Annotated in this window: 22 protein-coding genes and 12 tRNA genes; 33 read left to right on the forward strand and 1 reads right to left on the reverse strand. The window is 32.4% G+C overall.

What is annotated here, in order from left to right; genetic code table 11:
* Nucleotides 1–152 precede the first annotated feature (152 nt).
* The 5 genes from DK442_RS14630 (at nt 153) to DK442_RS14650 (ending at nt 4,000) form a co-directional block, all read left to right on the forward strand.
* The gene (locus DK442_RS14630; protein WP_109436643.1) at nt 153–1,730 is read left to right on the forward strand and encodes a DUF3137 domain-containing protein; all 1,578 of its coding nucleotides are present in this window, start codon (nt 153–155) and stop codon (nt 1,728–1,730) included.
* On the forward strand, nt 1,715–2,275 hold the full coding sequence (locus DK442_RS14635) for a LemA family protein (protein ID WP_235010963.1): 561 nt from the start codon (nt 1,715–1,717) through the stop codon (nt 2,273–2,275). The genes DK442_RS14630 and DK442_RS14635 overlap by 16 nt, the downstream gene beginning before the upstream one ends.
* A gap of 80 nt (nt 2,276–2,355) precedes the next feature.
* A complete protein-coding gene (locus DK442_RS14640) occupies nt 2,356–2,949 on the forward strand; it encodes a hypothetical protein (RefSeq protein WP_109436644.1) in 594 nt (197 codons plus the stop codon).
* A gap of 1 nt (nt 2,950) precedes the next feature.
* On the forward strand, nt 2,951–3,559 hold the full coding sequence (locus tag DK442_RS14645) for a hypothetical protein (protein ID WP_109436645.1): 609 nt from the start codon (nt 2,951–2,953) through the stop codon (nt 3,557–3,559).
* A 9-nt stretch (nt 3,560–3,568) separates the two neighbouring features.
* Nucleotides 3,569–4,000, forward strand: coding sequence for a hypothetical protein (locus tag DK442_RS14650; RefSeq protein ID WP_109436646.1), 432 nt, complete (start codon nt 3,569–3,571; stop codon nt 3,998–4,000).
* A 61-nt stretch (nt 4,001–4,061) separates the two neighbouring features.
* Here the strand turns inward: DK442_RS14650 and DK442_RS14655 are convergent, their stop codons facing one another.
* Entirely contained in the window at nt 4,062–5,084 is a 1,023-nt protein-coding gene (locus DK442_RS14655) for a YafY family protein (RefSeq protein ID WP_109436647.1), read from the reverse strand.
* Between the two features lie 304 nt (nt 5,085–5,388).
* On the opposite strand from DK442_RS14655, the gene DK442_RS14660 reads away from it, so the two are divergent.
* The 28 genes from DK442_RS14660 to DK442_RS14790 all read left to right on the forward strand — a co-directional run bounded on the left by DK442_RS14660 (nt 5,389) and on the right by DK442_RS14790 (nt 22,164).
* Nucleotides 5,389–7,164: a hypothetical protein gene (locus tag DK442_RS14660; protein WP_109436648.1), complete on the forward strand. Its 1,776-nt coding sequence runs from the start codon at nt 5,389–5,391 to the stop codon at nt 7,162–7,164.
* Between the two features lie 134 nt (nt 7,165–7,298).
* The gene (locus DK442_RS14665; RefSeq protein ID WP_109436704.1) at nt 7,299–8,687 is read left to right on the forward strand and encodes an RtcB family protein; all 1,389 of its coding nucleotides are present in this window, start codon (nt 7,299–7,301) and stop codon (nt 8,685–8,687) included.
* 1,142 nt (nt 8,688–9,829) lie between these two features.
* Nucleotides 9,830–9,916, forward strand: a tRNA-Ser gene (locus tag DK442_RS28245).
* Nucleotides 9,917–10,171: 255 nt separating this feature from the next.
* Nucleotides 10,172–10,244: transfer RNA gene (locus tag DK442_RS14675), tRNA-Cys, on the forward strand.
* A gap of 100 nt (nt 10,245–10,344) precedes the next feature.
* A tRNA-Tyr gene (locus DK442_RS14680) sits at nt 10,345–10,427 on the forward strand.
* Nucleotides 10,428–10,433: 6 nt separating this feature from the next.
* Nucleotides 10,434–10,506: transfer RNA gene (locus tag DK442_RS14685), tRNA-Asp, on the forward strand.
* 240 nt (nt 10,507–10,746) lie between these two features.
* Nucleotides 10,747–10,819 (forward strand) — tRNA-Glu (locus DK442_RS14690).
* 5 nt (nt 10,820–10,824) lie between these two features.
* Nucleotides 10,825–10,897, forward strand: a tRNA-Ile gene (locus DK442_RS14695).
* Nucleotides 10,898–10,902: 5 nt separating this feature from the next.
* Nucleotides 10,903–10,976: transfer RNA gene (locus DK442_RS14700), tRNA-Leu, on the forward strand.
* A gap of 66 nt (nt 10,977–11,042) precedes the next feature.
* Nucleotides 11,043–11,116, forward strand: a tRNA-Leu gene (locus tag DK442_RS14705).
* A gap of 7 nt (nt 11,117–11,123) precedes the next feature.
* A tRNA-Arg gene (locus tag DK442_RS14710) sits at nt 11,124–11,194 on the forward strand.
* 5 nt (nt 11,195–11,199) lie between these two features.
* A tRNA-Gln gene (locus DK442_RS14715) sits at nt 11,200–11,270 on the forward strand.
* A gap of 84 nt (nt 11,271–11,354) precedes the next feature.
* Nucleotides 11,355–11,427, forward strand: a tRNA-Arg gene (locus DK442_RS14720).
* A gap of 375 nt (nt 11,428–11,802) precedes the next feature.
* A complete protein-coding gene (locus DK442_RS14725) occupies nt 11,803–12,129 on the forward strand; it encodes a DUF6331 family protein (protein WP_109436650.1) in 327 nt (108 codons plus the stop codon).
* Between the two features lie 216 nt (nt 12,130–12,345).
* Nucleotides 12,346–12,439: transfer RNA gene (locus DK442_RS28250), tRNA-Arg, on the forward strand.
* Between the two features lie 691 nt (nt 12,440–13,130).
* Nucleotides 13,131–14,231: a slipin family protein gene (locus DK442_RS14730; RefSeq protein WP_109436705.1), complete on the forward strand. Its 1,101-nt coding sequence runs from the start codon at nt 13,131–13,133 to the stop codon at nt 14,229–14,231.
* A 170-nt stretch (nt 14,232–14,401) separates the two neighbouring features.
* Nucleotides 14,402–14,641: a hypothetical protein gene (locus DK442_RS14735; protein WP_109436651.1), complete on the forward strand. Its 240-nt coding sequence runs from the start codon at nt 14,402–14,404 to the stop codon at nt 14,639–14,641.
* Nucleotides 14,642–14,688: 47 nt separating this feature from the next.
* A complete protein-coding gene (locus DK442_RS14740; RefSeq protein WP_109436652.1) occupies nt 14,689–15,369 on the forward strand; it encodes an NUDIX domain-containing protein in 681 nt (226 codons plus the stop codon).
* A 130-nt stretch (nt 15,370–15,499) separates the two neighbouring features.
* Complete coding sequence (prs, locus tag DK442_RS14745; protein WP_109436653.1) at nt 15,500–16,324, forward strand: ribose-phosphate diphosphokinase; 825 nt, start codon at nt 15,500–15,502, stop codon at nt 16,322–16,324.
* A gap of 65 nt (nt 16,325–16,389) precedes the next feature.
* Nucleotides 16,390–16,938, forward strand: a complete 549-nt coding sequence (locus tag DK442_RS14750) for an NADAR family protein (RefSeq protein ID WP_109436654.1) — start codon at nt 16,390–16,392, stop codon at nt 16,936–16,938.
* Nucleotides 16,939–16,958: 20 nt separating this feature from the next.
* Nucleotides 16,959–17,594, forward strand: a complete 636-nt coding sequence (locus tag DK442_RS14755; RefSeq protein WP_109436655.1) for a DUF4291 domain-containing protein — start codon at nt 16,959–16,961, stop codon at nt 17,592–17,594.
* Nucleotides 17,591–18,067 carry a macro domain-containing protein gene (locus tag DK442_RS14760; protein ID WP_109436656.1) on the forward strand — a complete coding sequence of 159 codons (477 nt, stop codon included), beginning with the start codon at nt 17,591–17,593 and terminating at the stop codon, nt 18,065–18,067. The genes DK442_RS14755 and DK442_RS14760 overlap by 4 nt, the downstream gene beginning before the upstream one ends.
* A gap of 2 nt (nt 18,068–18,069) precedes the next feature.
* On the forward strand, nt 18,070–18,582 hold the full coding sequence (locus tag DK442_RS14765; RefSeq protein WP_109436657.1) for an O-acetyl-ADP-ribose deacetylase: 513 nt from the start codon (nt 18,070–18,072) through the stop codon (nt 18,580–18,582).
* Entirely contained in the window at nt 18,579–19,121 is a 543-nt protein-coding gene (locus DK442_RS14770) for an LOG family protein (RefSeq protein ID WP_109436658.1), read from the forward strand. The genes DK442_RS14765 and DK442_RS14770 overlap by 4 nt, the downstream gene beginning before the upstream one ends.
* Nucleotides 19,105–19,647 (forward strand): RNA 2'-phosphotransferase, encoded by a 543-nt coding sequence (locus DK442_RS14775; RefSeq protein WP_109436659.1) that lies wholly within the window; start codon nt 19,105–19,107, stop codon nt 19,645–19,647. Before DK442_RS14770 ends, DK442_RS14775 begins: the two co-directional genes overlap by 17 nt.
* 7 nt (nt 19,648–19,654) lie before the next feature.
* A complete protein-coding gene (locus DK442_RS14780) occupies nt 19,655–20,203 on the forward strand; it encodes a 2OG-Fe(II) oxygenase (RefSeq protein WP_109436706.1) in 549 nt (182 codons plus the stop codon).
* Entirely contained in the window at nt 20,200–20,937 is a 738-nt protein-coding gene (locus tag DK442_RS14785; protein ID WP_109436660.1) for a metallophosphoesterase family protein, read from the forward strand. The genes DK442_RS14780 and DK442_RS14785 overlap by 4 nt, the downstream gene beginning before the upstream one ends.
* A gap of 78 nt (nt 20,938–21,015) precedes the next feature.
* Complete coding sequence (locus DK442_RS14790; RefSeq protein WP_160114193.1) at nt 21,016–22,164, forward strand: hypothetical protein; 1,149 nt, start codon at nt 21,016–21,018, stop codon at nt 22,162–22,164.
* Nucleotides 22,165–22,204 lie beyond the last annotated feature (40 nt).

The raw sequence follows: 22,204 nt of genomic DNA on the forward strand, positions 1-22,204 counted from the left end.
AAAAAATATTTACGTGTAGCGAATTTTAAAAAATTTGTAACGAATATAAATTTGCTGTTTTCTAAACATAACCTATGGATTAGTTTAGCATTCGATATGTGCATTATAGATAGTAAATAAAAATAAAGTAATTATAATTTTATTGATAGATAATGAATGTTTTAGAACTTAGAAAACACCTGTTAGAAGAACATCAAAGAGATAAAAAGCTTACTGTATTAGGGTATGTTTTAATTCTTTTTACCATTATTATTATTGCATCTTTAATTTATTTTTTTGCTGCAGAAATTTTTGTGAAAACCTTAGAAGGTTTCATATCTAATTTGACAACTTCATACAGTAATTATTATCAATATATACTTCCACTAGTTTTTATTGGATATCTAATATTTCCCATTCGGAAATTATATATACTTAATAAAAGACCCGCACTTATAGCTGAGTTTATAGCACATTTAGAAGAAGGATGTATGGCAGAAAGAATACATCAAAATACAGTGTATAAAATAGTAATACCACTAATAAAAATAAAATTAAACCTATGTCCGGTAGAATTTGTAAATATTGGTTTAGTAAATAAAGAAGGTATAAAAACCAATACTTTGGGATATAATTTTGCAGTTCCTTATCACGTTATACCGGCATTGAAAGAGATAATAAGCAGTGGTAATAAAGCAAAGGATAGTAAGGATTGGTACGAATTAACTGAAACAAAAACATCAAAAGAACCTTTAAAATCTGTTGAATTATTTAAACCGTTTATGAAGAGTACCTTGATGCCAGATATAGAAAAAATAGAAGAAGAAAGAGTAAAAGGGAAAAAGAACTACATCTTATATTTTGTTATCATTGGTGTATTTATGGCCGGGTGGTATGGTTTTCAATATTTACAGGCAACCCAAACGATAAAAATAAGCACAGAAGTATTTATAGGTGCTTTTATAGGTGTGTTTGCCATATACTATTTGGTTATATATTTCACCAAAATAAGAGGAAAGGGAAAATCAATAGAGGCAGATACTAACTACCAGTTTAAAAGAAAGATCTTTGAACCCATGATTCAGTTTATGAATCCAGACTTTCGATATATTCTACATGGACATATTACCTTAAAAGAATTTTTGGATATAGGCCTGTTTCAAGAGAAGCAGTATGACCTAAAAGGGAATGATCAAATTCTTGGAAATCATCAAGGCGTTCCATTTCAGTTTTGTGACCTAACGGTAGAACGAACTTTGAGTTTTTCTAAAGAAAACAGTTCTCCGGATCAGGTGTTTAAAGGACAGGTCTTTATGGCAGAGTTTAATAAAAGCTTTAATCAATCCGTATTTCTTATTCCTAAAAAATCATGGAAATCCTTAGGAGGAAATGATATAAAAGATCATTTAAACTTTGACCTGGGGGAAAAAGTAATGCTAGAAGATCCAGAGTTTATGAAACTTTACGATGTTTATGCAAAGGATCAAATTGAAGCGCGTTACATTTTAAGTACTTCGTTAATGCTAAGAGTAAAACAATTATCACAGGATAGAGAAGGTCAATACTTTATTTCTTTTAAAGATGATAGAATAACGATAGCAAATAATAACAGAATCAATCAATTTGAAACAAAATTGTTTAAATCCATTACAAAAAATGATGCTATAGAAGGTTTTTATAAAGAGTTGTATGATCAACTTTCTTTTATCGAAGAATTGAAATTAAGTACTAACATATGGAAAGTAGCATAATGATGAATACGAATTTAATAATTCTTGGAGTAGTAATAGCATTGATTGTAATGCTAATCATGATTTTTAATAAGTTGATTAGAGTAAGAAATCAGATAGAAAATGCTATTTCCTCTCTAGATGCTCTTTTTATCAAACGATCGGATTTACTACCCAATCTAATTACTTTGGTGAAACAATATATTGATTACGAGTCTACAACTTTAGAGAAAGTAACGGCTTTAAGGAATGTAAATTCAACCTCTACAGCTACAGAAGATAAGCAGGGAACTGAAGTTGTAAAAGGCCTAATGCTGCAATTAGAAGCCTATCCAGAATTAAAAGCAAGTACACAATTTACACATTTGCAGGCGAGTTGGAATGAGGTCGAAGAACAGATATCTGCCGGGAGAAGATATGTAAGCAGTACTATTACCAATTATAATAATGCCATAGGTAGTTTTCCTGCTAATATAATTGCAACTGTTATAGGAATGAAAAAGAGGGAATGGGAATATGCTTCTGAAACCCAAAAACAGAATGTAGATGCAAAAAACTATTTCTAGTTTATAAATGATGTATATAACAAAACAAAAGAGTAAGAGAAAATAAATTTTAATAAGCAAAATCAAATAAATAATAAATTATGAAACAAATTACATATTGTGCAATAGCTATTTTTGGCTTTTTAGTAGTGGCTTGTAGTAATCCATTAAAGTCGTTGTCTATCAATAACCCAGAAGATTTAACAGAGTTAAAAACACTTTTAACAGAAACTTATGGAGAAGATACAGAATTATATACATTAGACATTACAGCGGTTGACCATCTCACTAGTGATTTTGAAAGTTTTAGTGTAGATTTTAATCAAGATGATATTGATTTTCAACAATATTACTCTAATTCTAGAAAAACCTTAGACGATCCTAAAAAAGCTAGAATTGAAAAGAAAGGAAAATACGGAAAGATAAAGGCTTCAGAATTTAACTTGGATCAAATTTCAGTAAAATTTGAAGAGGCAGTTAAGTTTATAGAAGACGCATCAGACGAGTATGAAGATTTTACTCTTTACAGTTGGAAATTTGAAGTAAATAAAGACCAAAAAGTAACTTCTTATTTTTATGTAGAAGCCACTAAGAAGGGTGAAGCTACAACAAGAGAAGGTAGAAATATAGTGACTAATTATTATGATTTTCGTTTTGAAGTAGATGAGAATGGAGTTTTATCGATAGATCAATAATATGAAGAAAGTAATATATAGTATAACAATATTAGTACTGATATTTCTAGGTTCTTCATGTGCTCCTGGTCAGGGAAAAGATATCCTGATTATGACTCCAGATGGGATTGAAGATTTGAAGGAAGTTATTTTTAGCAATTTTGGAGAAGATAAACAAGTTCATAGTTTAAACCTTTTGACTAAAAACGATAAATCAGGGACTTTTGAAATGGCTCAAATCATGTATCCCGAAAACGAAAAAGTGTTTTCGCAAGTATATATCGTTTTCCTAGGAAAGGTACAAGAACCCACAGAAATTGACTCAGATATAACATCAGGAACTGTTGCATTAAAAGATATAGGTTTTGATCGTATTGAAATAGCCTTTAAAGACAGTCAAAAATTAGTTGAAGAAAAAACTCAGGAGTTTACTAATTATAGGTTGGTAGATTGGGGGTTTTCTGTAGAGTCAGATAATAAAATAGTATCTAGTTTTACTATAGTAGCCACCAAAAAAGAAAAAGGAAATACGATTTACGGAGAAAGAATCATAGGGACCCAGGAATTCGAATTTGAATTCGAACTTGATGGAGATGGAACAGTGAAAAGTACATCAGGGTTAATCTTATAAAACTAAAAAATGGGAATACATAAAGTATATTATACAGAAGAGAAAATAAACATCAAAAGTCTTAATCAACTTTTTGAAAATGAATTTGGAGACAAGTATACGTATAAGTCTTCTAATGCCTCAAATAATGCGATTAGCAAAGTTGTATCTGGGAAGTCAAATGATGCATTTACCGTCATAAAAAATGCCTATCACAGAACCGTAATTTCATTACAAGATATTGATGGTAAAACATATATCAATTTTGGTGAAGATACTTTAGAATGGTGGCTAAACCTTTTAAATAATAATTTTGGATTTATTGGATCACTCATCATAAGACTTATTTATGGAGATGGGGATGGTTTTTATGATGAAATTCAGGCAACTGTAAAGAATAACTTACAAGTAGAAAAACAAGAAATCAAAGTAGGGTTGGGAGCTTTGTTTGGTAATAAATAAAAGCTAAGTTTTGATATTGTGTTGTTTGTAATCCCTTTGTTTTTTAACAAAGGGATTTGTTTTATTCTTCAACATACAATCGATGTGCCCTCTCTAATTTCTGACGAATTCTTTTTCTGAGCAACCTGGGTTGTATTACTTCTATAGTATCACCAAATCCTAAAATCAAACGTTCAAATTCAAAGTTTAAATGAACATTCAACTTTATAACTATACTACCATCGTCTAATTTTTCTATGACTTCCTGAGAATGATGAAATGGCTTTGTAATTACATATGGAGCATTACTACGGTCTATTTTTAGAATTACTTCTTGTAACTGCTCATCATTAAGCACCGTAACACCAATGGTGTTTTTATAATAATTATCTCCATCAAATTTTTCTGTAGTGTATGGTATGTAAGTGTCAAAATCTATACTGATTATTCTGTCAAGCGCCAAAGTAACAATAGGTTGTTTCATTTTTGCGTTGGGTTTACCTACTAGAAACCAACGATTATTAAATTCTTTTAAAATAAAAGGGTGAAATACAAATTCAGAAGCCTTTCTTGCAGTAAAGGATTGATACGTAATTCTTAATACAATTTTTTTTAAAATAGCCTGATATAAAATGTCAAGATGTTCTAACCCCTTTAGTTTTTCATTCTTATCGAGATGTATAATAGCGGATTGATGTGTTTTCTCGGTATAAACCTTGTCTTCTAATCGTTGGATGATACCTCCAAGTTCAGAAAATAATGAAAAATCTTTGAATTGTTTTAACATCTCAACAGTTTCTGAAAGAACATTCATATCATTTTCAGTCAATGGAATATCTGTAATAGAATATTCTTCATCTGAATATCGATAATATTTTTTATCATAAACTTCTATGGGTGCGTTATAACCTAGTTTATCACTACGCATCATCTGAATATCTAACTGTACAGTACGTTTGCTTACATTGACATCCCTACCTTCATATTCGTATAAAGCATCTGAGCATGCTTCTATAAGATCATCAAGTGTCCATTGCCGATTGTTGTTTTGCAGGCATTTATCTAGGGTTTTATAACGTATGAGTGCATTCTTATTCTGTGCCATAATCAAATATTTATGGAAAAATAATGATTATTTTTTTCTACGCAAAATCATTGCGTACTTAGTTGAAACATTTGTATCAGAATTATAATTGACAAAGAAAGTTCCTATATCATCAGATCTTTATGAAAATTACTTTCCGTCAGTTTTAGAAAAGACAAAAAGAGTTCCTATATACTGGTTCGATTCCAGTGCTCGCAAGAGTATGTGGTTTATTATACTCTCCGTCTTTTATAAAATAGGTAAAAGGAGTTCCTATATAACACCGTAAGTCAAATACTCCTCACTTATTTAATTTATTAAAAAAATGAAAACACTTGAATTATTTAATGCCGTAATAGCAAAAGAACCAGCAAAAAAAATATTTAATAAAACTTCAAACAAACCATTTATTAGCGAAGAAGGTTATATAATTGAACCAAAAGCAAGATGGGCAAAAGATAGAATTATTGCCTATTATGAGAAAGAAACATTAAATGGAAATGACTTAAATAAGACATTTCATAAATCTTGGTCTAAAATCAAAGACAGTTCTAGATGCGAACTACTTATAGAACAAATAAGACATTATATTTCAACCTACGGAAGTGACTTTCAAGAAGAAATTTATATCCCTATCGAAATTTTAGATATTCCAGATATTAAGCTATCTTTTAAAGTGATAAAAGCGTATTCGATAGAGGAAATACAAGATAAATGTTTGTCTTTATTGAAATCTGGGATTGCTCTAAAAGAAGAAACAATAGATACACTTATATCAATATTGGTAGATGAACTTGGTTATACGTTTACAGGCAAAGAAAATTTAAAAAATAAAGAGGCAATCATTAAAATAGCAGAAAGTTATAATATTTACCCTGAGAATGTAGTAGAATTTTTTAGATACATTATCTATAGATCCACCAATACTACTCTATTAATAAAGAATAATGAGCTTATAGAGCTAATTAAAGACAGCTCGTATAACCCAGCGCAAGCATTTAATATTTTTGGATTAGAAAAACTTGCAGAAATATTTAACCGATTTAAACCCTTGTTTTTAGCGTATAAGAGCAAAGCACCTAAAACTATAAATAAAATAAGTAAATTATCTAAAAAGTATCATAAACCATTAGTGTCAAACCCTTTAAATGACGTAACAAATGTGTTGCTTACAAATAAAGATATGCATTGGTTGGATAATGCGACACCTTTTGCATTATTTAAATCATTATCTGCTTGTTACAATAGAAAAAATGGGCAAGATGCATTCTTATATAGAATAAGAAATGGTAAATCTTGGGTAAAACCTAGTGAAGTAAATGATGTAAATAAAGAAAATTATAAGTTTATACTAAAGTATCTACAGAAACGATTTGATTTGTCTGGTAAAAAGATATTCCTTCCAGAGAATATAAAGTATGCATTGCCAACTTCAGAAAAAATGTATGTAGGTAACATTCCAACAGGTACTCGTTTTTATGGTAAAAAATTAGCCGTTGGTGTATATTGGGAAAATGCCTGGGGAGCTCATGATTTAGATTTATCAGGTTTAAATATTGGAGGTAAAATAGGTTGGAATGGCTTATTTAATCAACAAGCTGGCGATTTAATGTATTCTGGTGATATTACCTCAGCACCTAATGGAGCTGTTGAGTATTTGTATGCAAATCAAGGTTTAAATGTACCTACATTAGTTCAGAATAATGTGTATTCTGGTAGTGCAGATTGTGGTTATAAAATAATAATAGGTCAGGGAGACAAAATTTCTAATGATTATATGATGAATCCAAATAACCTTTTTGTAGATATAAAATGTAATTCTGTACAAAAACAAACAGTGATAGGTATGTTGATTCCTAAAAAGGATAGACAATGCTTTGTATTGCTAAATTTTGGTGCAGGACAAACTAGAGTGTCTGGTAATTCTGAGATATCAAATATAGCTACTAAAGCATTATATCAGCAATGGAATAAACCATTATCTTTTGATAAGATTATTAAATTATTAGGAGCAGAAATTACTTTAGATAAGACAAAAGTTGACTATGATTTTTCTTTGGAGACATTAGAAAAAGATAGTTTTTTGAAACTTTTTAGGTAAATAAATATTACTACGCAAAATTATTGCGTACTTAAGTGAAACATTTGTATCAGAATTTTAAACAAGCTATTAAACATTGGTTTAGTAATGCTCCGTCGAACGAGGAGTCGGCGGAGCACACAAATAAAAGAATTATGGAAAACAAAGTAAATATAACAGGAAAAACATTAATCGAATTAGGGTTTAGATCAGGAAAGTGGTTTCCAGAAGCCATCGATTATATCAATACAAATCAATTAGATAGAGAAGCAATGCATAGCTATTTGGAGCAGTTTAAATCTCCGCCAATTGTAGATTTACTTGCTCAACCAGCTCCATTTACTGTCAATATAAAAGCAGAAAACGAGTTAGAAGAAACCAATGTAAACTCGGTTGTAGCATCGATGCATACATTAATGAAAACTCCAACCATGGTTAATGGAGCATTAATGCCAGATGCTTGTCCTACAGGACCTAATGGAACCATTCCGGTTGGGGGAGTAGCGGTTGCAAAAAACGCTATTCATCCTGGGATGCATAGTGCAGATATTTGTTGCTCTGTGATGTTAACAGATTTTGGTACAACTGATCCTAAAAAGGTATTAGATGCAGCCCACCAAAACACTCATTTTGGACCTGGAGGAAGAGATCGAAACGCTCAGTATAGATTTCCGGATGAATTATTAAAAGATTTTGAAGGAAACTATATGCTAAATAATGAAAAGATGATTCAGGCCGCAAGGTCTCATTTAGGTACACAAGGAGATGGAAATCATTTCTTGTTTATTGGAAAATCAAGAAAGACAGGAAATACAATGATGATTACACATCATGGATCCAGAGGTCCTGGAGCTAATTTGTATACACAAGGGATGAAAATAGCAGAACGGTTTAGAAAAGAATTATCTCCAGAAACCTTAAAACAAAATGCCTGGATACCTTTTAATACTGAAGAAGGGCAAATATATTGGGAAGCACTACAAATTATTAGAAAATGGACAAAAACAAACCATGAAGTAATCCATAATGCCACATTAAAAGCTTTACAAGCTAAAGCTCAAGATCGTTATTGGAATGAACATAACTTTGTATTTAGAGATGAAGAATTGTTTTATCATGCCAAAGGAGCTACTCCTCTGGATGCTAAGTTTATGCCTGATATTACGGGACCAAGATTAATTCCTTTAAATATGTCAGAGCCTGTGTTGATTGTGAATGGTGAAACTACCAAGACAAATCTTGGTTTTGCACCACATGGAGCAGGACGTAATGTGAGTAGAACTCAACATAGAAGAAGTAAAGAAGGTAGAACTAATGAAGAAGTGTTTCAGGAAGAAACACAAGGTTTGGATATTCGTTTCTTTTCTAATGAGATTGATGTTACAGAACTACCAAGTGCTTATAAAAATGCAGAAACTGTAAGAAACCAGATGGATGAATATGGATTGGGTACAGTTATCGATGAAGTATTACCTTATGGGTGTATCATGGCAGGTGACTGGCAAAAAAATGCCCCTTGGAAGAGAAGAAAGAGAAAGAAATAAAATCTTGTACAAAATTATATTTAGATATATATAATTTAAATACCGATTACCAAGTATTATTGAATTTGAATCTTACAGAAAATAGTATTAAGACTGCTAATCAAAATCAATCTGATTTTTCTGAAAAGATAAGTAAAAGGAAAAAATGGTTTCAATTTTGGAAATAAATTTGGAAGTTAGGCTATAAATTATAAATATTTGCATAACAAAATGAAACAAAATAGAATACATACCACACCAAAATCACTGTTTAATCAGTGTGATTATCGATGGATTAATGAATTATCCATTCGAAACAGGGCGCTATGTGACTATTTTAATCATTTTTTGAAATGATATAAATTAGAAAACTACTATAGAATAGCAAGCGTCCAAGAAATTGGACGCTTTTTTTATGAATTTTTTTTAAGAATAATGAATAAAAGTTAATTAGCAAATAAAGATTAGTATTTGGAAGTAAGCATCAGGGAGACAGACGGTTACTGCAACTATCCAAAATCTGTTGAAAAACGGACAGGGATTCTTATATCTAATTTTTATTATAACTATCTGATTATCAAATAAATAAATAAAAAAAATGTTTGCAGATTTAAAATAAAGGTTTAATCTTTGCATCGCAATCAAAACAAGAAATAATAGAATTTGTCATTCTGGTGTAGACCAGAATCTATTATACAGATTTTAGATTTTAGCATTTGCTGGAATGACAAGTAAAAAAACAATATAAAACATATAAAAATGATTCCGAGTAATTCACAACATACGATAAACCGCCTCTTTACCAAACAAAGAGAATATTGTTCTGATGTGAACATAAAAGGTGTCTATTTTATAGAAAGGATGTGTATAAGAATATAACATATACATATACCAAAATATATAAGAAGACGCCCGAACAAGGCGTCTTTTTTTTGGATGAAACTTTTTTTGAAGATTAATTTTTTTGAATCGGAAAAGAAAATAGTTGAATGCATTCCGATGAATATCGGAAACTTATTTCTAAAAGAATCTAATGTTTCTAAACAACTGAATTTTGAAAAAGGAACTAAGGATTAGTTCATTGACATATTGAAAACTAAACACATTGACGTGTAGCTGTCCCAAACTTGATTTGGGACTTAAAAAATGTACGTCAATTTTACGGAAGGACAAGCCAATAGGTGGTGGCCGCAGTCTTGAAAACTGTTAGGAGATAACGACTCGTGTGGGTTCGATTCCCACTCCTTCCGCTATGGAGCGTAGAGTAAATACTGGCTTTGTTACGCTCGCCTGCTAAGCGAGTTCACGTCTAGAACGTGATGAAGGTTAGAAATGCTTCGCATTCACGAATACCAAAATATAAAGTAGCAACCGATGAGTAATCCTTTACTCTCCGCAATAAAGATACTGTAGCTTAATGGTTAGCGCTGATGAGCTTTTATTCATAAAATAGTAGGGCCTGTGCCGGACTTGATCCGGTATTCGAATCCTGCCAGTATCGCAACGACAAGGTGGCTGAATGGTTAAGGCTGCAGACTGCAAATCTGTTTTTTATGAGTTCGAATCTCATCCTTGTCTCAATGATTGGAATAGCATCAAACTTATTTGAATGCTGTGAAAATCCACTTTGTGACTTGATGAGAAAGCGTAGCAATCTCATCCTTGTCTCAAAAACTATGGAAGTATTGAGCAATTGGTTGGCTCTCCAGACTGTAAATCTGGTCTCTTCAGAGCTTGTAGGTTCGAGTCCTACTACTTCCACTATTTAGTACCGTAGCACAATGGCTAGTGCACCCGACTGTCTCTCGGAAGGTCGCGGGTTCGAATCCCGTCGGTACTGCAAAGCAGAACCAGGGGTGAGAAGTTTATCCTGAGCTCAGTCGAAGGGAATCCCGTCGATACTGCAAAGCAGAACCAGGGGTGAGAAGTTTATCCTGAGCCCAGTCGAAGGGAATCCCGTCGGTACTGCAATAATCATCTGGGGGTATAACAATGGTAGTTTACCCGCCTTGGACGCGTGAGGTTGTAGAGCTTGTACTGAACTTGTTTCAGTATTCGAGTCCTGTTCCCCAGACAAATTGCTCCATTAGCATAGTGGTTTAGTGCATTCGACTTTCTACTGGAAGACAAGGGTTCGATTCCCTTATGGAGTACAAAATGAGGTATAACTCAGTTGGTAGAGTACTGTGCTGATATCGCAGAAGTCTTGGGTTCGATTCCCAATGCCTCAACTAATGCAGGGATGGCGAAAATGGTAAACGCACCTGACTTAGAATCAGGATTTTGAGAGTTCGAGTCTCTCTCCCTGTACAGGACGGAGCATAAAATGTCTAGTAGACATTTTTAGCAAACGGGCCAGACGATGCGCTGGCAATTACTCCACTAGCCCAATTGGAAGAGGCATCGGGTTTAAGCCCCGTACAGTCTTGGTTCGAATCCAAGGTGGAGTACGACTATGGGCTCATGGTGTAACGGAAGCACCCAAGGCTACGAACCTTGGAGTATAGGTTCGAATCCTATTGAGCTTACAAATTGACCTGTGATGTAACGGCAGCATCCAAAACTTTGACTCTTGGTGTAAAGGTTCGAATCCTTTCATGTCATCAAAATGATGTCTCTAGCTTATAAGGTAAAGCACTCCACTGTAAAAGGTAAGAACAAGGTTTGAGTCCTGGAGCACATCTAAAAAGGAATATAGTTCAATTGGATAGAACATTGGGTTACGAACCCAAAGATGCGAGTTCGAGTCTTGCTATTCTTACTAATTTTTTAAAGCAATGTATAACCAATTCATTTAATTATTATGGAAACTCACTTTACTATTACCAAAAGAAAAATAAACACTATGAAGCTTTTGATCACTAGAGTGTTATCAAAGTGGGCTTCGAATTACATCAATGCGATGAGTAAAGCTTTATATCCTCAGGAAACCAAGGGGATAAAAAGCAAAAATGACAGACATCGCACTTTTTATAAATGATTTTTGATCTGCGCAAAAAGACTGCGTAGTATAATTTCATCTTTGTGGTGTAATTAAAAACAAACCCTCATGTTTAATGGGGTATAATTGAGGGTTTGAAGTAGCGCCCTGCTGCAATATGGGGAAAGTAGCAGGGCTTTCATAAAAGAAAATAATATGAGTTTAAGAAAATCAAAAAGTATAAGTGGTATAGATGAGTTTTTAGAAAATAACAAAGAATTCTGGCAGCATCTGCAAACGTTTTGTGTTGCTGAGTGTTGTGGTATAGATGCTTTTGATTTTTCGAAAGAAAATATAGAAAGAATAATAAGACAGTATAATTATCAAAACATCTTAAAGGATATAAATGAATCAATAGAATTCATTAATAAAAGTTCATCAAAATTAATAAGTAGTTCAATTTTAAATCATTGTGTTTTAAAAAATAAATTTATTGAGCTTCTTGAAGATATCAAGCGAGTCTTGTTGAGTGTTTCTGTATAACACCATTGTATGAGGTATTGCATTGTTTGTATCATCACTTCATATACAACTTGACTTGAAGGTTTGACTGTTACCAAAAATAGTCTCCATTCTATGTGTTGAGGGTTCGAATCCCTTCGGGGCGACTATTTTTAAAATCCATTAACGCCCCGTAGCTCAATGGTAGAGCAATAGATTGTTTCATGTGGGTTCGAATCCCACTATCCTTACGGATATGGCGAAATTGGTAAACGCACTAGATTTCGGTTCTAGCGAAGCAGACACTTTAATGTCTTTTTCAAATGCACAGGTTCGATTCCTGTCAAGGCCACTTTTTTAGGCTTTGTAGCTCAGTTTGGTTAGAGCACTACACTCATAATGTAGGATATGGACTAAAAATCCATTCTTGATAAGCTGATCATCTTTTAAAAACTGATCACCAGCCTGTCACGCTGAGATCCCGATCTTCATCGGGACAAGATATGACAAGAACCGTGATGGCAGATCAGTTGTTGTAGCACTCTTGCTATATCAACAATCTCTAATGTACTTTGAAATATTGGTATTGTTAATATTCGAAATAGCTACTTTTTTGAATTCAGATTTTAGAACTATATGATCTTTTTTAAGATCATATACTCTTTTTTCTCTTTGCTTAAAACTGGTTATGGAAAATATGATAAACTAATATTTCCGCACAGGAAAGACGATTTGCCTTCACTGTTTTTTTAAGAAAGAATCGCATGAGGGATAGAAGCGGCATCCTTTTTTTAATTACGCACCCTGAGCTGTTATACTGAGCTTATCGAAGTATTGTAAAAGGGTAAGAAGTAAAAAAAGATATAGCAAATAGCCCGACCTCTTATTGCTAAAGCAAAAGAGGGCATGCCTGGAAAATATACATTGAGAAAGAACTATACCCGTGGTTCTTGATTAAAGTAGGCAAGGTCTCCGTTACAGGAATTGCCGTTTATTGAATGTTTAACCTGCCTGTCGGAAAGACAGGTTTAAAAAGTAAAAAAATGAAAAGAGTAAGAATTAATGCGGGCAAAGTAGGTTTAGTTTTCAAAAAAGGAGATTATTATCGTGTACTAACCAAAGGAATTCACTGGTTAGGATTTAATGAAAAGGTAATACAATATGATTTAACCAAACCTTTTGCAGCACCAGTGGCACTGGAACTCTTACTACAAGATGAAGAGTTGGAGGCCATGCTATATCTAATCGAAGTAAAAGATAATGAGATCGTGCTCATGTATGAGAATGGTAATTTCAAAAATACTTTATCTGCTGGGCGTTATGTCTATTGGAAGGGATTGATCGATTATGAATTTGCTAAGGCAGATTTAAGTAAGATCTATATCACCGAAAAGATTGATAAATCATTGTTTAGTCATTATGCATTGACTAAATATATCAGAGCATTTGAAGTAGCTGCTTATGAAAAAGCAGTATTGATTGTAGATGACGTATATACCAAAACTTTAGAAAGTGGTACATACCGTTTCTGGAGAAATGATACCTCTATCAAGATAGCTAAAGCAGATTTACGTCAATTACAACTAGAGATTGCAGGTCAGGAATTGTTAACCAAAGATAAAGCAGCAGTTCGTATCAACTTCTATACTCAATATAAGGTTATCCATATTGAAAAGGCTTTGTTGGATAATAAGGACTATGAAAAACAATTGTATATCGCTATGCAATTGGTGTTACGTGCTTATGTAGGTACATATACCTTGGATGAGCTTTTGGAACGTAAAGAAAGTATTGCACAAGCAGTATTTGAAGATACTAAAACCGAAGCTACAAAACTAGGGGTAAAAATCCTGAACTGTGGTATTCGTGATGTGATTTTGACAGGAGAGATGAAGGATATCATGAATCAGGTATTGGTGGCTCAAAAACGAGCTCAGGCCAATATTATTACACGTCGTGAAGAAACCGCTTCAACCCGTAGTTTGTTGAATACAGCAAAACTTATGGAAGAGAATGAGATGCTTTATAAGCTTAAAGAAATGGAGTATGTAGAGAAAATTGCAGACAAAATTGGTGAAATTAGTGTTTCTGGAGATGGCGGTATGGTAAAACAATTGAAAGATATATTCTCTGTGAATAGGTAGGTGTGAAGAAAATGCGTCAGTCTTTTAATAAGCTGGCGCATTTTTTATTCATCGATACTTCTACTCAGGTTAAAGCCTAAAAAACCGATTTTAAAAAGTAAAAACAGCTCTCTGCCTTTTTATGGGTAACAATTTATATTGGTTATAACACTAATTGGTGAAAAATCATTATGAATATTATTATTAAACATATAGAATTGATAAAACAGATTGATCAATCTGTTCGGTTGCAAACTACAGGTTCACCAGAAGGTTTTGCATGTCAATTAGGGATTTCAAAAGCCAAATTATATAGAGTTATAGAGATGATGAAAACATTGGATGCACCAATTGAATATGATCCAACTATAGAAAGTTTTATATATGCCAAGACTGTAGCATTTATATTTGGGTTTTATAAAGAAAATTGAATTTAAAATTACCTTAAAACTTGAGTTAAATTCATAATTTAGCGTTTATGATACGCCAAAATATTAAAGTCGCTGTTGATGCTGTAGTCTTTGGATATAAAGATAGAAAACTTAATGTCCTGTTGATAAAAAGGAATATAGAACCTTATAAAAATTCTTGGGCGTTACCAGGAGGTCTGGTCTTAGAAGATGAAAACCTGGAACAAGCTGTAGAACGAGAGTTGAAAGAAGAGACTAATGTGACTATAGACTATTTGGAGCAATTGTATTCATTTGGCAACCTGGGTCGTGATCCAAGAAATAGAGTGGTAAGCATTACCTATTTTGCTTTGGTAAAACCAGAACATCATAAGATAAAAGCAGACACAGACGCAAAAGATGTTGCTTGGTTTAATGTACAAGAACTTCCAGAGTTAGCTTTTGATCATCAAATTATATTTGATAAGGCCAAAGAAAGACTTCAAAACAAATTAACTTATGAGCCTATTGGTTTTGATCTATTAGAAAACAAGTTTTTGTTTTCTGATTTAGAAAAACTGTACATGACAATCTTAGAAAAACAGATTGATCGCAGGAATTTTAGAAAAAAAATACTGGGCTTTGGTATTCTGGAAGAACTTGAGGAAAAGGTTTCTGAAGGGCGAGGTAGACCGGCTAACCTTTTTAAATTCAACAAAAAGCAGTATTTTAAATTAAAAGATGAAGGCTTCTTCTTTGATATTAAATAACTTTTAGATGTTATTCTCGCATATTCGAAACCTCTTCTGAATATATAATTTATTTTTTATTGTAATTTTTACGCAAAATACTTGGTGGATTAATTTTTCTATTTTAAATTTGCGTAAAAATAACACAATTATGAGATATTTGCATTTAGATCCATCATTTACACCATATGGTAAATCAATAGAATTTGAAGCTTTTGTCTTTAATGGGGGTGAACCGCATATAAAGATTTTGGAACAGAATATTGAAGATAGCGTTACGATAACACATCGTATAAATTCTTTTAATGATCTGGGATTATTAATGATTGCAACAGATGCTTTACGTAGAATGGGTATAAAAGTGATTAATGTATGTATTCCATATTTTCCAGCTGCACGACAAGATAGGGTTATGGTCTCTGGTGAATCATTAAGTGTAAAAGTGTATGCCGATATCATTAATGCTCAACAATATGATCAGGTAACCGTTTTTGATCCACATTCTGAGGTGACTCCTGCACTAATAAATAATGTGAAAGTTATTGAGAATTATGAATTTGTGAAACAATGTTTAAAGCATATAAAAGAAGAAGTAATATTAGTTTCTCCAGACGGTGGTGCTTTAAAAAAGATTTATAAGGTCTCGGAGTTTTTAGGTGGAATTGAAGTGATAGAATGTTCTAAGAAACGAGATGTAAAAACAGGTCAATTATCGGGATTTAGAGTCTATGAAGAAGATTTAAAAGGAAAGCATTGTGTTATTGTAGATGATATTTGTGATGGTGGAGGTACGTTCTTGGGGTTAGCAAAAGCTTTACAAGAAAAAAATGCAGGTACATTAAGTCTAATTATTAGTCATGGAATTTTTAGTAAAGGTATAGAAGAATTGAGTCAATGTTTTGAAACTATATTCACTACTAATTCTTTTAGAGATATTGAGGAAGAAGGAGTGGTGCAAATTCCCGTTTTAAGATAAAAATAATCCAATAATAAATAGTTTAGAAGAATTGATTAATGAAGTAAAGAAAAGAAAAGTTTAAAATGAGATATACATTACAAAATATACAAGAACAATTTAATAAAGGGAAAAGTATAAAGTACTTATTCTTTTGGGGACATACACCTAATAAAGATGGAAGCATTGGTAAAAGTTGTTTTAGTCAATGGTGGTCTTCAGCATTTACAGTCGATACTATACGGTATAAAACAGCAGAGCACTGGATGATGGCTGAAAAAGCAAGATTATTTGATGATTCAATAATTTTAGAAGAGATTATTAAATCTTCAAATCCTATGGAAGCAAAACAATTAGGAAGAAAAGTAAAAAATTTTGATCCTGTAGTTTGGAATAAGCATAAATACGAAATCGTAAAGAAAGGAAACCTTCATAAGTTTTCACAACATAAGGATCAGTTAGAGTTCCTTTTAGATACAAAGAAAAGAGTGCTTGTAGAAGCAAGTCCGAGAGATCGAATATGGGGTATAGGAATGGGACAAAGCAATGAAAAAGCACAAAATCCTAACCTATGGAGAGGACAAAATTTATTAGGTTTTGCCTTAATGGAAGTGAGAGATGAATTAGGGGTCTAAGCTTTTTAAAAATTAATAAAATGAAATTACAATTAGAAAAATATAAAGAACAGAAAAAAGAATGGCCTCAACAAGGATATCATATTATGGCACAATATGATGATGAAAAAATTGTCGTATATCAATCATATCGACCAGAAATAGGAAATTTTGCTGTGCAAAATCAATTTTTTGGAGGAGCATTTAGTTTTGAAAGAATGACCTGGATCAAACCTAATTTTTTATGGATGATGTATAGAAATGGCTGGGGAACAAAAGAAGGGCAAGAAGTGGTACTAGCAATACATCTTAAGAGACAAGCTTTTGAGAATTATTTAAAAAATGCAGTGTATTCCTCGTTCAAACCAACGTTGTATTCGTCATATGAGGCATGGCAGAAAAATGTACAGAATTCAAATGTAAGATTACAATGGGATCCTGATCATGACCCTTATGGAGCAAAACAAGAACGTAGAGCAATTCAAATTGGTTTACGAAAAGAATTTGTGAAATCATATGCCAAAGATGATATTTTGGAAATTGAAGATATTTCTGAATTTGTGGTAGAACAATACAAATTGGTAACATCACAAAATCTAGAAGATTTAATGACTCCAAAAGAAAAACCATTGACTTTTGAAGATGATGAATTGAATGGGTATTTAATGTTAAAATGAAAACGATAAAATATATAAAAGGAGATGCTACTGTACCTCAGGCAAAAGGAATTAAGATTATTGTACATGTTTGTAATAACCTTGGTGGTTGGGGAAAAGGTTTTGTTCTAGCGATCTCTAAAAGATGGTCAGAACCAGAAAAATCCTATAGAGAATGGCATAGAAATAGAGCAAAAAATGATTTTGAACTAGGAGCAGTTCAAATAATAAAAGTCTCTGATTATTTACATGTCGCAAATATGATTGCACAACAAGGAATGAAGACGGGAAGTAAAGGAGTCCCTATTCGTTATGAGGCAGTTCAAAAGTGTTTGGAAAAGGTGGGTTTGGAAGCTCAAAAACTTAATGCTAGCATTCACATGCCAAGAATTGGTTGCGGTCTTGCGGGAGGAAAATGGGATAAAATAGAACCAATAATTATAGATACAGTAATACAAAAAAATATAGATGTTTTTGTGTACGATTTTGAATAGCAATGAAACTAAAAGTAATCCAAACCGATATTACAACCATAAACGTTGATGCAATTGTAAACGCTGCCAATACTTCTTTATTAGGAGGAAGTGGAGTAGATGGAGCTATTCATAGAAAAGGAGGACTGCAGATTCTGGAAGAATGTAAAAGAGTAATTGCCAAACAAGGAAAATGTAAAGTAGGTGAAGCAGTCATAACAACAGCAGGAAACTTACCTGCTCATTATGTAATTCATACGGTAGGTCCAGTTTGGAATCAAGGAGGAAAAGAAAAACAAAAATTATTAGCAAATTGTTATATCAATGCTATGCAATTAGCATTGAATAATGGGGTTACAACTATTGCATTTCCTAATATTAGTACAGGGATTTATAGGTTTCCTAAAGAAATTGCCGCTGAGATAGCTATAAATGCTATCCAACAATTCGTCACTCAGGAGACAATCAAGGAAGTATATTTTGTTTGTTTTGACATAGAAAATTTTGAGCTATACACTAATCAATTAGTAAAATGAAAAAGATAAAATATGCAACACTTTTTGGTGGAGCAGGAAAAAATAAAGAGAGTAAAGAATATAAAGAAACTATTTTGATAGGTTCTTTACTAAGCAGGAATGGGTATGTAGTAAAGAATGGTGGATATGGTGGAATGATGGAAGCAGTGTCTAATGGAGTTGTTATAGAAGGAGGAAAAGTAATCGGTATAACATGTAAACAAGTAGGTTCAGAAAAAGGAAACGAATTCTTATCAGAAACGATTGTTACCAAAAAACTATATCAACGATTAGAATTATTAATACAGGATACAAATTTGTTTATAGTACAAAAAGGAGGAATAGGCACCTTGTCTGAGGTATTCTTAACACTAGATATTATTCGCAAAGATAAATCTATACATAGACCTGAGGTCTTTTTTATAGGAGATGTTTGGAATGATATTATAGGAGTATTGAAGTCAACTGTTATTCCAGAGTATGAACATAACTTGTTTAAAGTAGTGAGAGATGGTGAAGAATTAGAAAAAAATATTAAAAAAAATGAAAACAAATCATAAACATATAAGTAAATTTTTAAGTCTTATTCTTAGACATAATCCAGGTAAAATTAAACTATACCTGGATGAAAATGGTTGGGCAGACGTGAGTGAATTGCTAAGTAAAGCAAAAAGGCATCAACCTATATTGGATTTTGAACTGTTAAAAGAGATTGTTGAAACCAATGATAAGAAACGGTTTGCTTTTAATGAGGGTGAAACTAGGATACGAGCTAATCAAGGGCACTCTATTCAAATAGATTTAGAATACAAACCCGTTCGACCTCCAGAGTTTCTATATCATGGCACAGTAGCAAAATTTATGGATGCCATTCGAGAAAAAGGACTGCTTAAGATGAGCAGACATCATGTGCATCTAAGTGAAGAACGAGAAACAGCAACAAATGTGGGGTCAAGGAGAGGAAAGCCCATTATACTCACTGTTCGATCAGGAGAAATGTATACAAACGGTATTGAGTTTTTTCAATCTGATAATGGAGTTTGGTTAACAGATACTGTGGCACCAGAATATATTGAGTTTAAATGATAATGTGATGAAAAAAATTGAACTACATCCAGAAGTATTTCTTGTCAAAAATTTCCTTTCTAAAGAAATGTGTTCTCATTTTATTGAAAAAGGAGAACAAGTCTCATTCGAAGAAGCAAAAGTAAATATTGATGGTAGACAGGTGATGGTAAAAGGAATTCGTAATAATAAGCGTATCCTATTTAAGGATGAATTACTTGCTCAAAAGATATGGTTGCAAGTGCAACCATTTGTAGAAGAAGATTTTGGGAAGTATAAAGCCATTGGTCTCAATGAGATGTTTAGAATTTATAAATATGATATTGGACAGCGGTTCAAGATGCATCGAGATGGTAGTTATAATAGAAATGAAAAAGAATGTAGCTTTTTCTCATTTTTGATATACCTTAATGATAACTTCGAAGGAGGTGAAACTTATTTTGAAAAAGGGATGACTATTGAACCAAAACAGGGTGATGCATTATTATTTCATCATCCTTTACGGCATGAAGGAAAACCAATTATATCAGGAACAAAATATGTCTTAAGAACAGATATAATGTATCAATTATCATGAAAAGAACACTCGTTATAGGCGATATACATGGTGGGTATAAGGCATTACTTCAAGTGTTAGAAAGCGCTAAAGTAACGTCAAATGATACTTTAATCTTTCTGGGAGATTATGTAGATGGATGGAGTGAGTCGGCAGAAACTATTGAAAAACTAATAGAATTGTCAATATCTAATACTTGTGTTTTTATAAGAGGGAATCATGACCTCTGGTGTGGTTTATGGTTGGAGAAAGGAGTAACTAATCCAATATGGTTGGAACATGGAGGTAAAGAAACCATAAACAGCTATATCCAATCAGGATATTTATCCAAGAATACGCATAAAAAGTTTTTTGAGACACTACACAATTATTATATAGATGAAAAAGAAAGGTTGTTTTTACATGCAGGGTTTACTTCAATGCATGGAGCAGGTAATGAAGAGTATGAGTCAAATTATTATTGGGATAGAACCTTGTGGGAGGCAGCATTATTAGCAGATAAAGTTGAAGAAAAAACTTTAGAAGATATACTAACTAAGCCAAAAAGGTTTAATTACTACAAAGAAATATATATAGGCCACACACCTACAACAAATTATAATAAAGACACACCAATAAAAGCACATAACGTATGGAATATTGATACAGGAGCTGCTTTTAAGGGGAAACTAACCATTTTGGATATTGATACCAAAGAATTTTGGCAGAGTGAACCCTTACCATATTTGTATCCCGATGAAAGAGGACGAAACTAAATCTCTTTTATTTTAACTGAAAACAGGGTGGTTTTTATTAAAAATAGTGACGATTTTTATCCTTTAAAATAAATAAGGATGACGATTGTTAGATTTCCATTGAGATATAGAATTAAAAGTGAAGTAAGGATAGTTTTACTTTTAGCATGGTGCATCTTCTTGTCTAATACGATCAATGCTCAAAACATGAATGACTTTGTAGAGAACAGGTCCTTTTTAATAACAGAGAAACCCCAGAAAGTATATAAAAGTTATTATAAAGATGGTCAGCCTTATCAAGGGTATTTCTCAAAGGGGAATATAGAATTTCCCAGAGTTGATTATTATGAGAATGGAGTTATAAAATTTCAGTATTCCTTAGATGTTTACCAAATGGCATTAGGAGCAGATACATTTGATGAATCGCAAGAGGTTGAGGAATATCAGATGAATGAAGAAGAGTATGATGAGTACCTAAAGAATAAATATAAACCAAGATTGAATATCAAATCGGTTTATGAAAATGGTAAAATAATAGATGGATATGAGTATGAAGAAGTGTCCTCTACTATCTTTTCTAAGAAAATCGAAAATAAAAAAATTACAGAATTGCATATTGATGTATTTGCAATGCATTATTATCAGCGCACTTCTATGATACTAAAGGGTGATACAATAATTATAGGATCTCCTACATTGGCCGTCGAAGGAAACAAATTTCAGGTAAACTTATTAAAGAAAGATAACTATTGGGAGATACAATATCACATGAATGATGAATATATAGGTTCCAAATATTTTGTGATAGGAGAAACAAACCATTTACCAAAACGCAGTATATTTTTTATGTATGATAAAAATAATAGCACTTATGGCTATGGTACTAGTGGTTTTCAAGATAATTTAAACTCTTTCGATCTAATAAATATTACAAATGTTTTTTTTGATAAACCTGAAGTTTTTGAGCTTGATGAGATGGATGTTTTTTTTAGAGATTTAATAGATGCTATCATAGCAGAAACTAAGAGAGGTGATGAGACTTACCCAAAAGAACCAGAAAAATATAGAGGGTATTTAGAAACTGGAGATCATGGGGATATAGTGGCTGGTATACGATTTTTTGAGAAAGAAATTGATTCATATTATGAAGAATATAAAGAAGGAGATAAGGTCAAAAAGGAAAAGATAGACCTTATCAATTTTCAAAAAGTGTTTAAAAATTACTTAAGCAAGGTAAGGGACAAATAAAATATAAATATATTTTAGAAGAAATGTTTTTGAAAATTTT

It is taken from the genome of Aquimarina sp. AU119, assembly GCF_900312735.1.
Lineage (GTDB): Bacteria > Bacteroidota > Bacteroidia > Flavobacteriales > Flavobacteriaceae > Aquimarina > Aquimarina algiphila.

Coding starts and splice junctions, on each gene's coding strand:
- DK442_RS14780 (WP_109436706.1), top strand. CDS start 19,655: ATGAAAAAAATTGAACTACATCCAGAAGTATTTCTTGTCAAAAATTTC.
- DK442_RS14735 (WP_109436651.1), top strand. CDS start 14,402: ATGAATATTATTATTAAACATATAGAATTGATAAAACAGATTGATCAA.
- DK442_RS14750 (WP_109436654.1), top strand. CDS start 16,390: ATGAGATATACATTACAAAATATACAAGAACAATTTAATAAAGGGAAA.
- DK442_RS14645 (WP_109436645.1), top strand. CDS start 2,951: ATGAAGAAAGTAATATATAGTATAACAATATTAGTACTGATATTTCTA.
- DK442_RS14755 (WP_109436655.1), top strand. CDS start 16,959: ATGAAATTACAATTAGAAAAATATAAAGAACAGAAAAAAGAATGGCCT.
- DK442_RS14760 (WP_109436656.1), top strand. CDS start 17,591: ATGAAAACGATAAAATATATAAAAGGAGATGCTACTGTACCTCAGGCA.
- DK442_RS14635 (WP_235010963.1), top strand. CDS start 1,715: ATGGAAAGTAGCATAATGATGAATACGAATTTAATAATTCTTGGAGTA.
- DK442_RS14765 (WP_109436657.1), top strand. CDS start 18,070: ATGAAACTAAAAGTAATCCAAACCGATATTACAACCATAAACGTTGAT.
- DK442_RS14655 (WP_109436647.1), bottom strand. CDS start 5,084: ATGGCACAGAATAAGAATGCACTCATACGTTATAAAACCCTAGATAAA.
- DK442_RS14770 (WP_109436658.1), top strand. CDS start 18,579: ATGAAAAAGATAAAATATGCAACACTTTTTGGTGGAGCAGGAAAAAAT.
- DK442_RS14730 (WP_109436705.1), top strand. CDS start 13,131: ATGAAAAGAGTAAGAATTAATGCGGGCAAAGTAGGTTTAGTTTTCAAA.
- DK442_RS14640 (WP_109436644.1), top strand. CDS start 2,356: ATGAAACAAATTACATATTGTGCAATAGCTATTTTTGGCTTTTTAGTA.
- DK442_RS14740 (WP_109436652.1), top strand. CDS start 14,689: ATGATACGCCAAAATATTAAAGTCGCTGTTGATGCTGTAGTCTTTGGA.
- DK442_RS14650 (WP_109436646.1), top strand. CDS start 3,569: ATGGGAATACATAAAGTATATTATACAGAAGAGAAAATAAACATCAAA.
- DK442_RS14790 (WP_160114193.1), top strand. CDS start 21,016: ATGACGATTGTTAGATTTCCATTGAGATATAGAATTAAAAGTGAAGTA.
- prs (WP_109436653.1), top strand. CDS start 15,500: ATGAGATATTTGCATTTAGATCCATCATTTACACCATATGGTAAATCA.
- DK442_RS14725 (WP_109436650.1), top strand. CDS start 11,803: ATGAGTTTAAGAAAATCAAAAAGTATAAGTGGTATAGATGAGTTTTTA.
- DK442_RS14660 (WP_109436648.1), top strand. CDS start 5,389: ATGAAAACACTTGAATTATTTAATGCCGTAATAGCAAAAGAACCAGCA.
- DK442_RS14665 (WP_109436704.1), top strand. CDS start 7,299: ATGGAAAACAAAGTAAATATAACAGGAAAAACATTAATCGAATTAGGG.
- DK442_RS14630 (WP_109436643.1), top strand. CDS start 153: ATGAATGTTTTAGAACTTAGAAAACACCTGTTAGAAGAACATCAAAGA.
- DK442_RS14785 (WP_109436660.1), top strand. CDS start 20,200: ATGAAAAGAACACTCGTTATAGGCGATATACATGGTGGGTATAAGGCA.
- DK442_RS14775 (WP_109436659.1), top strand. CDS start 19,105: ATGAAAACAAATCATAAACATATAAGTAAATTTTTAAGTCTTATTCTT.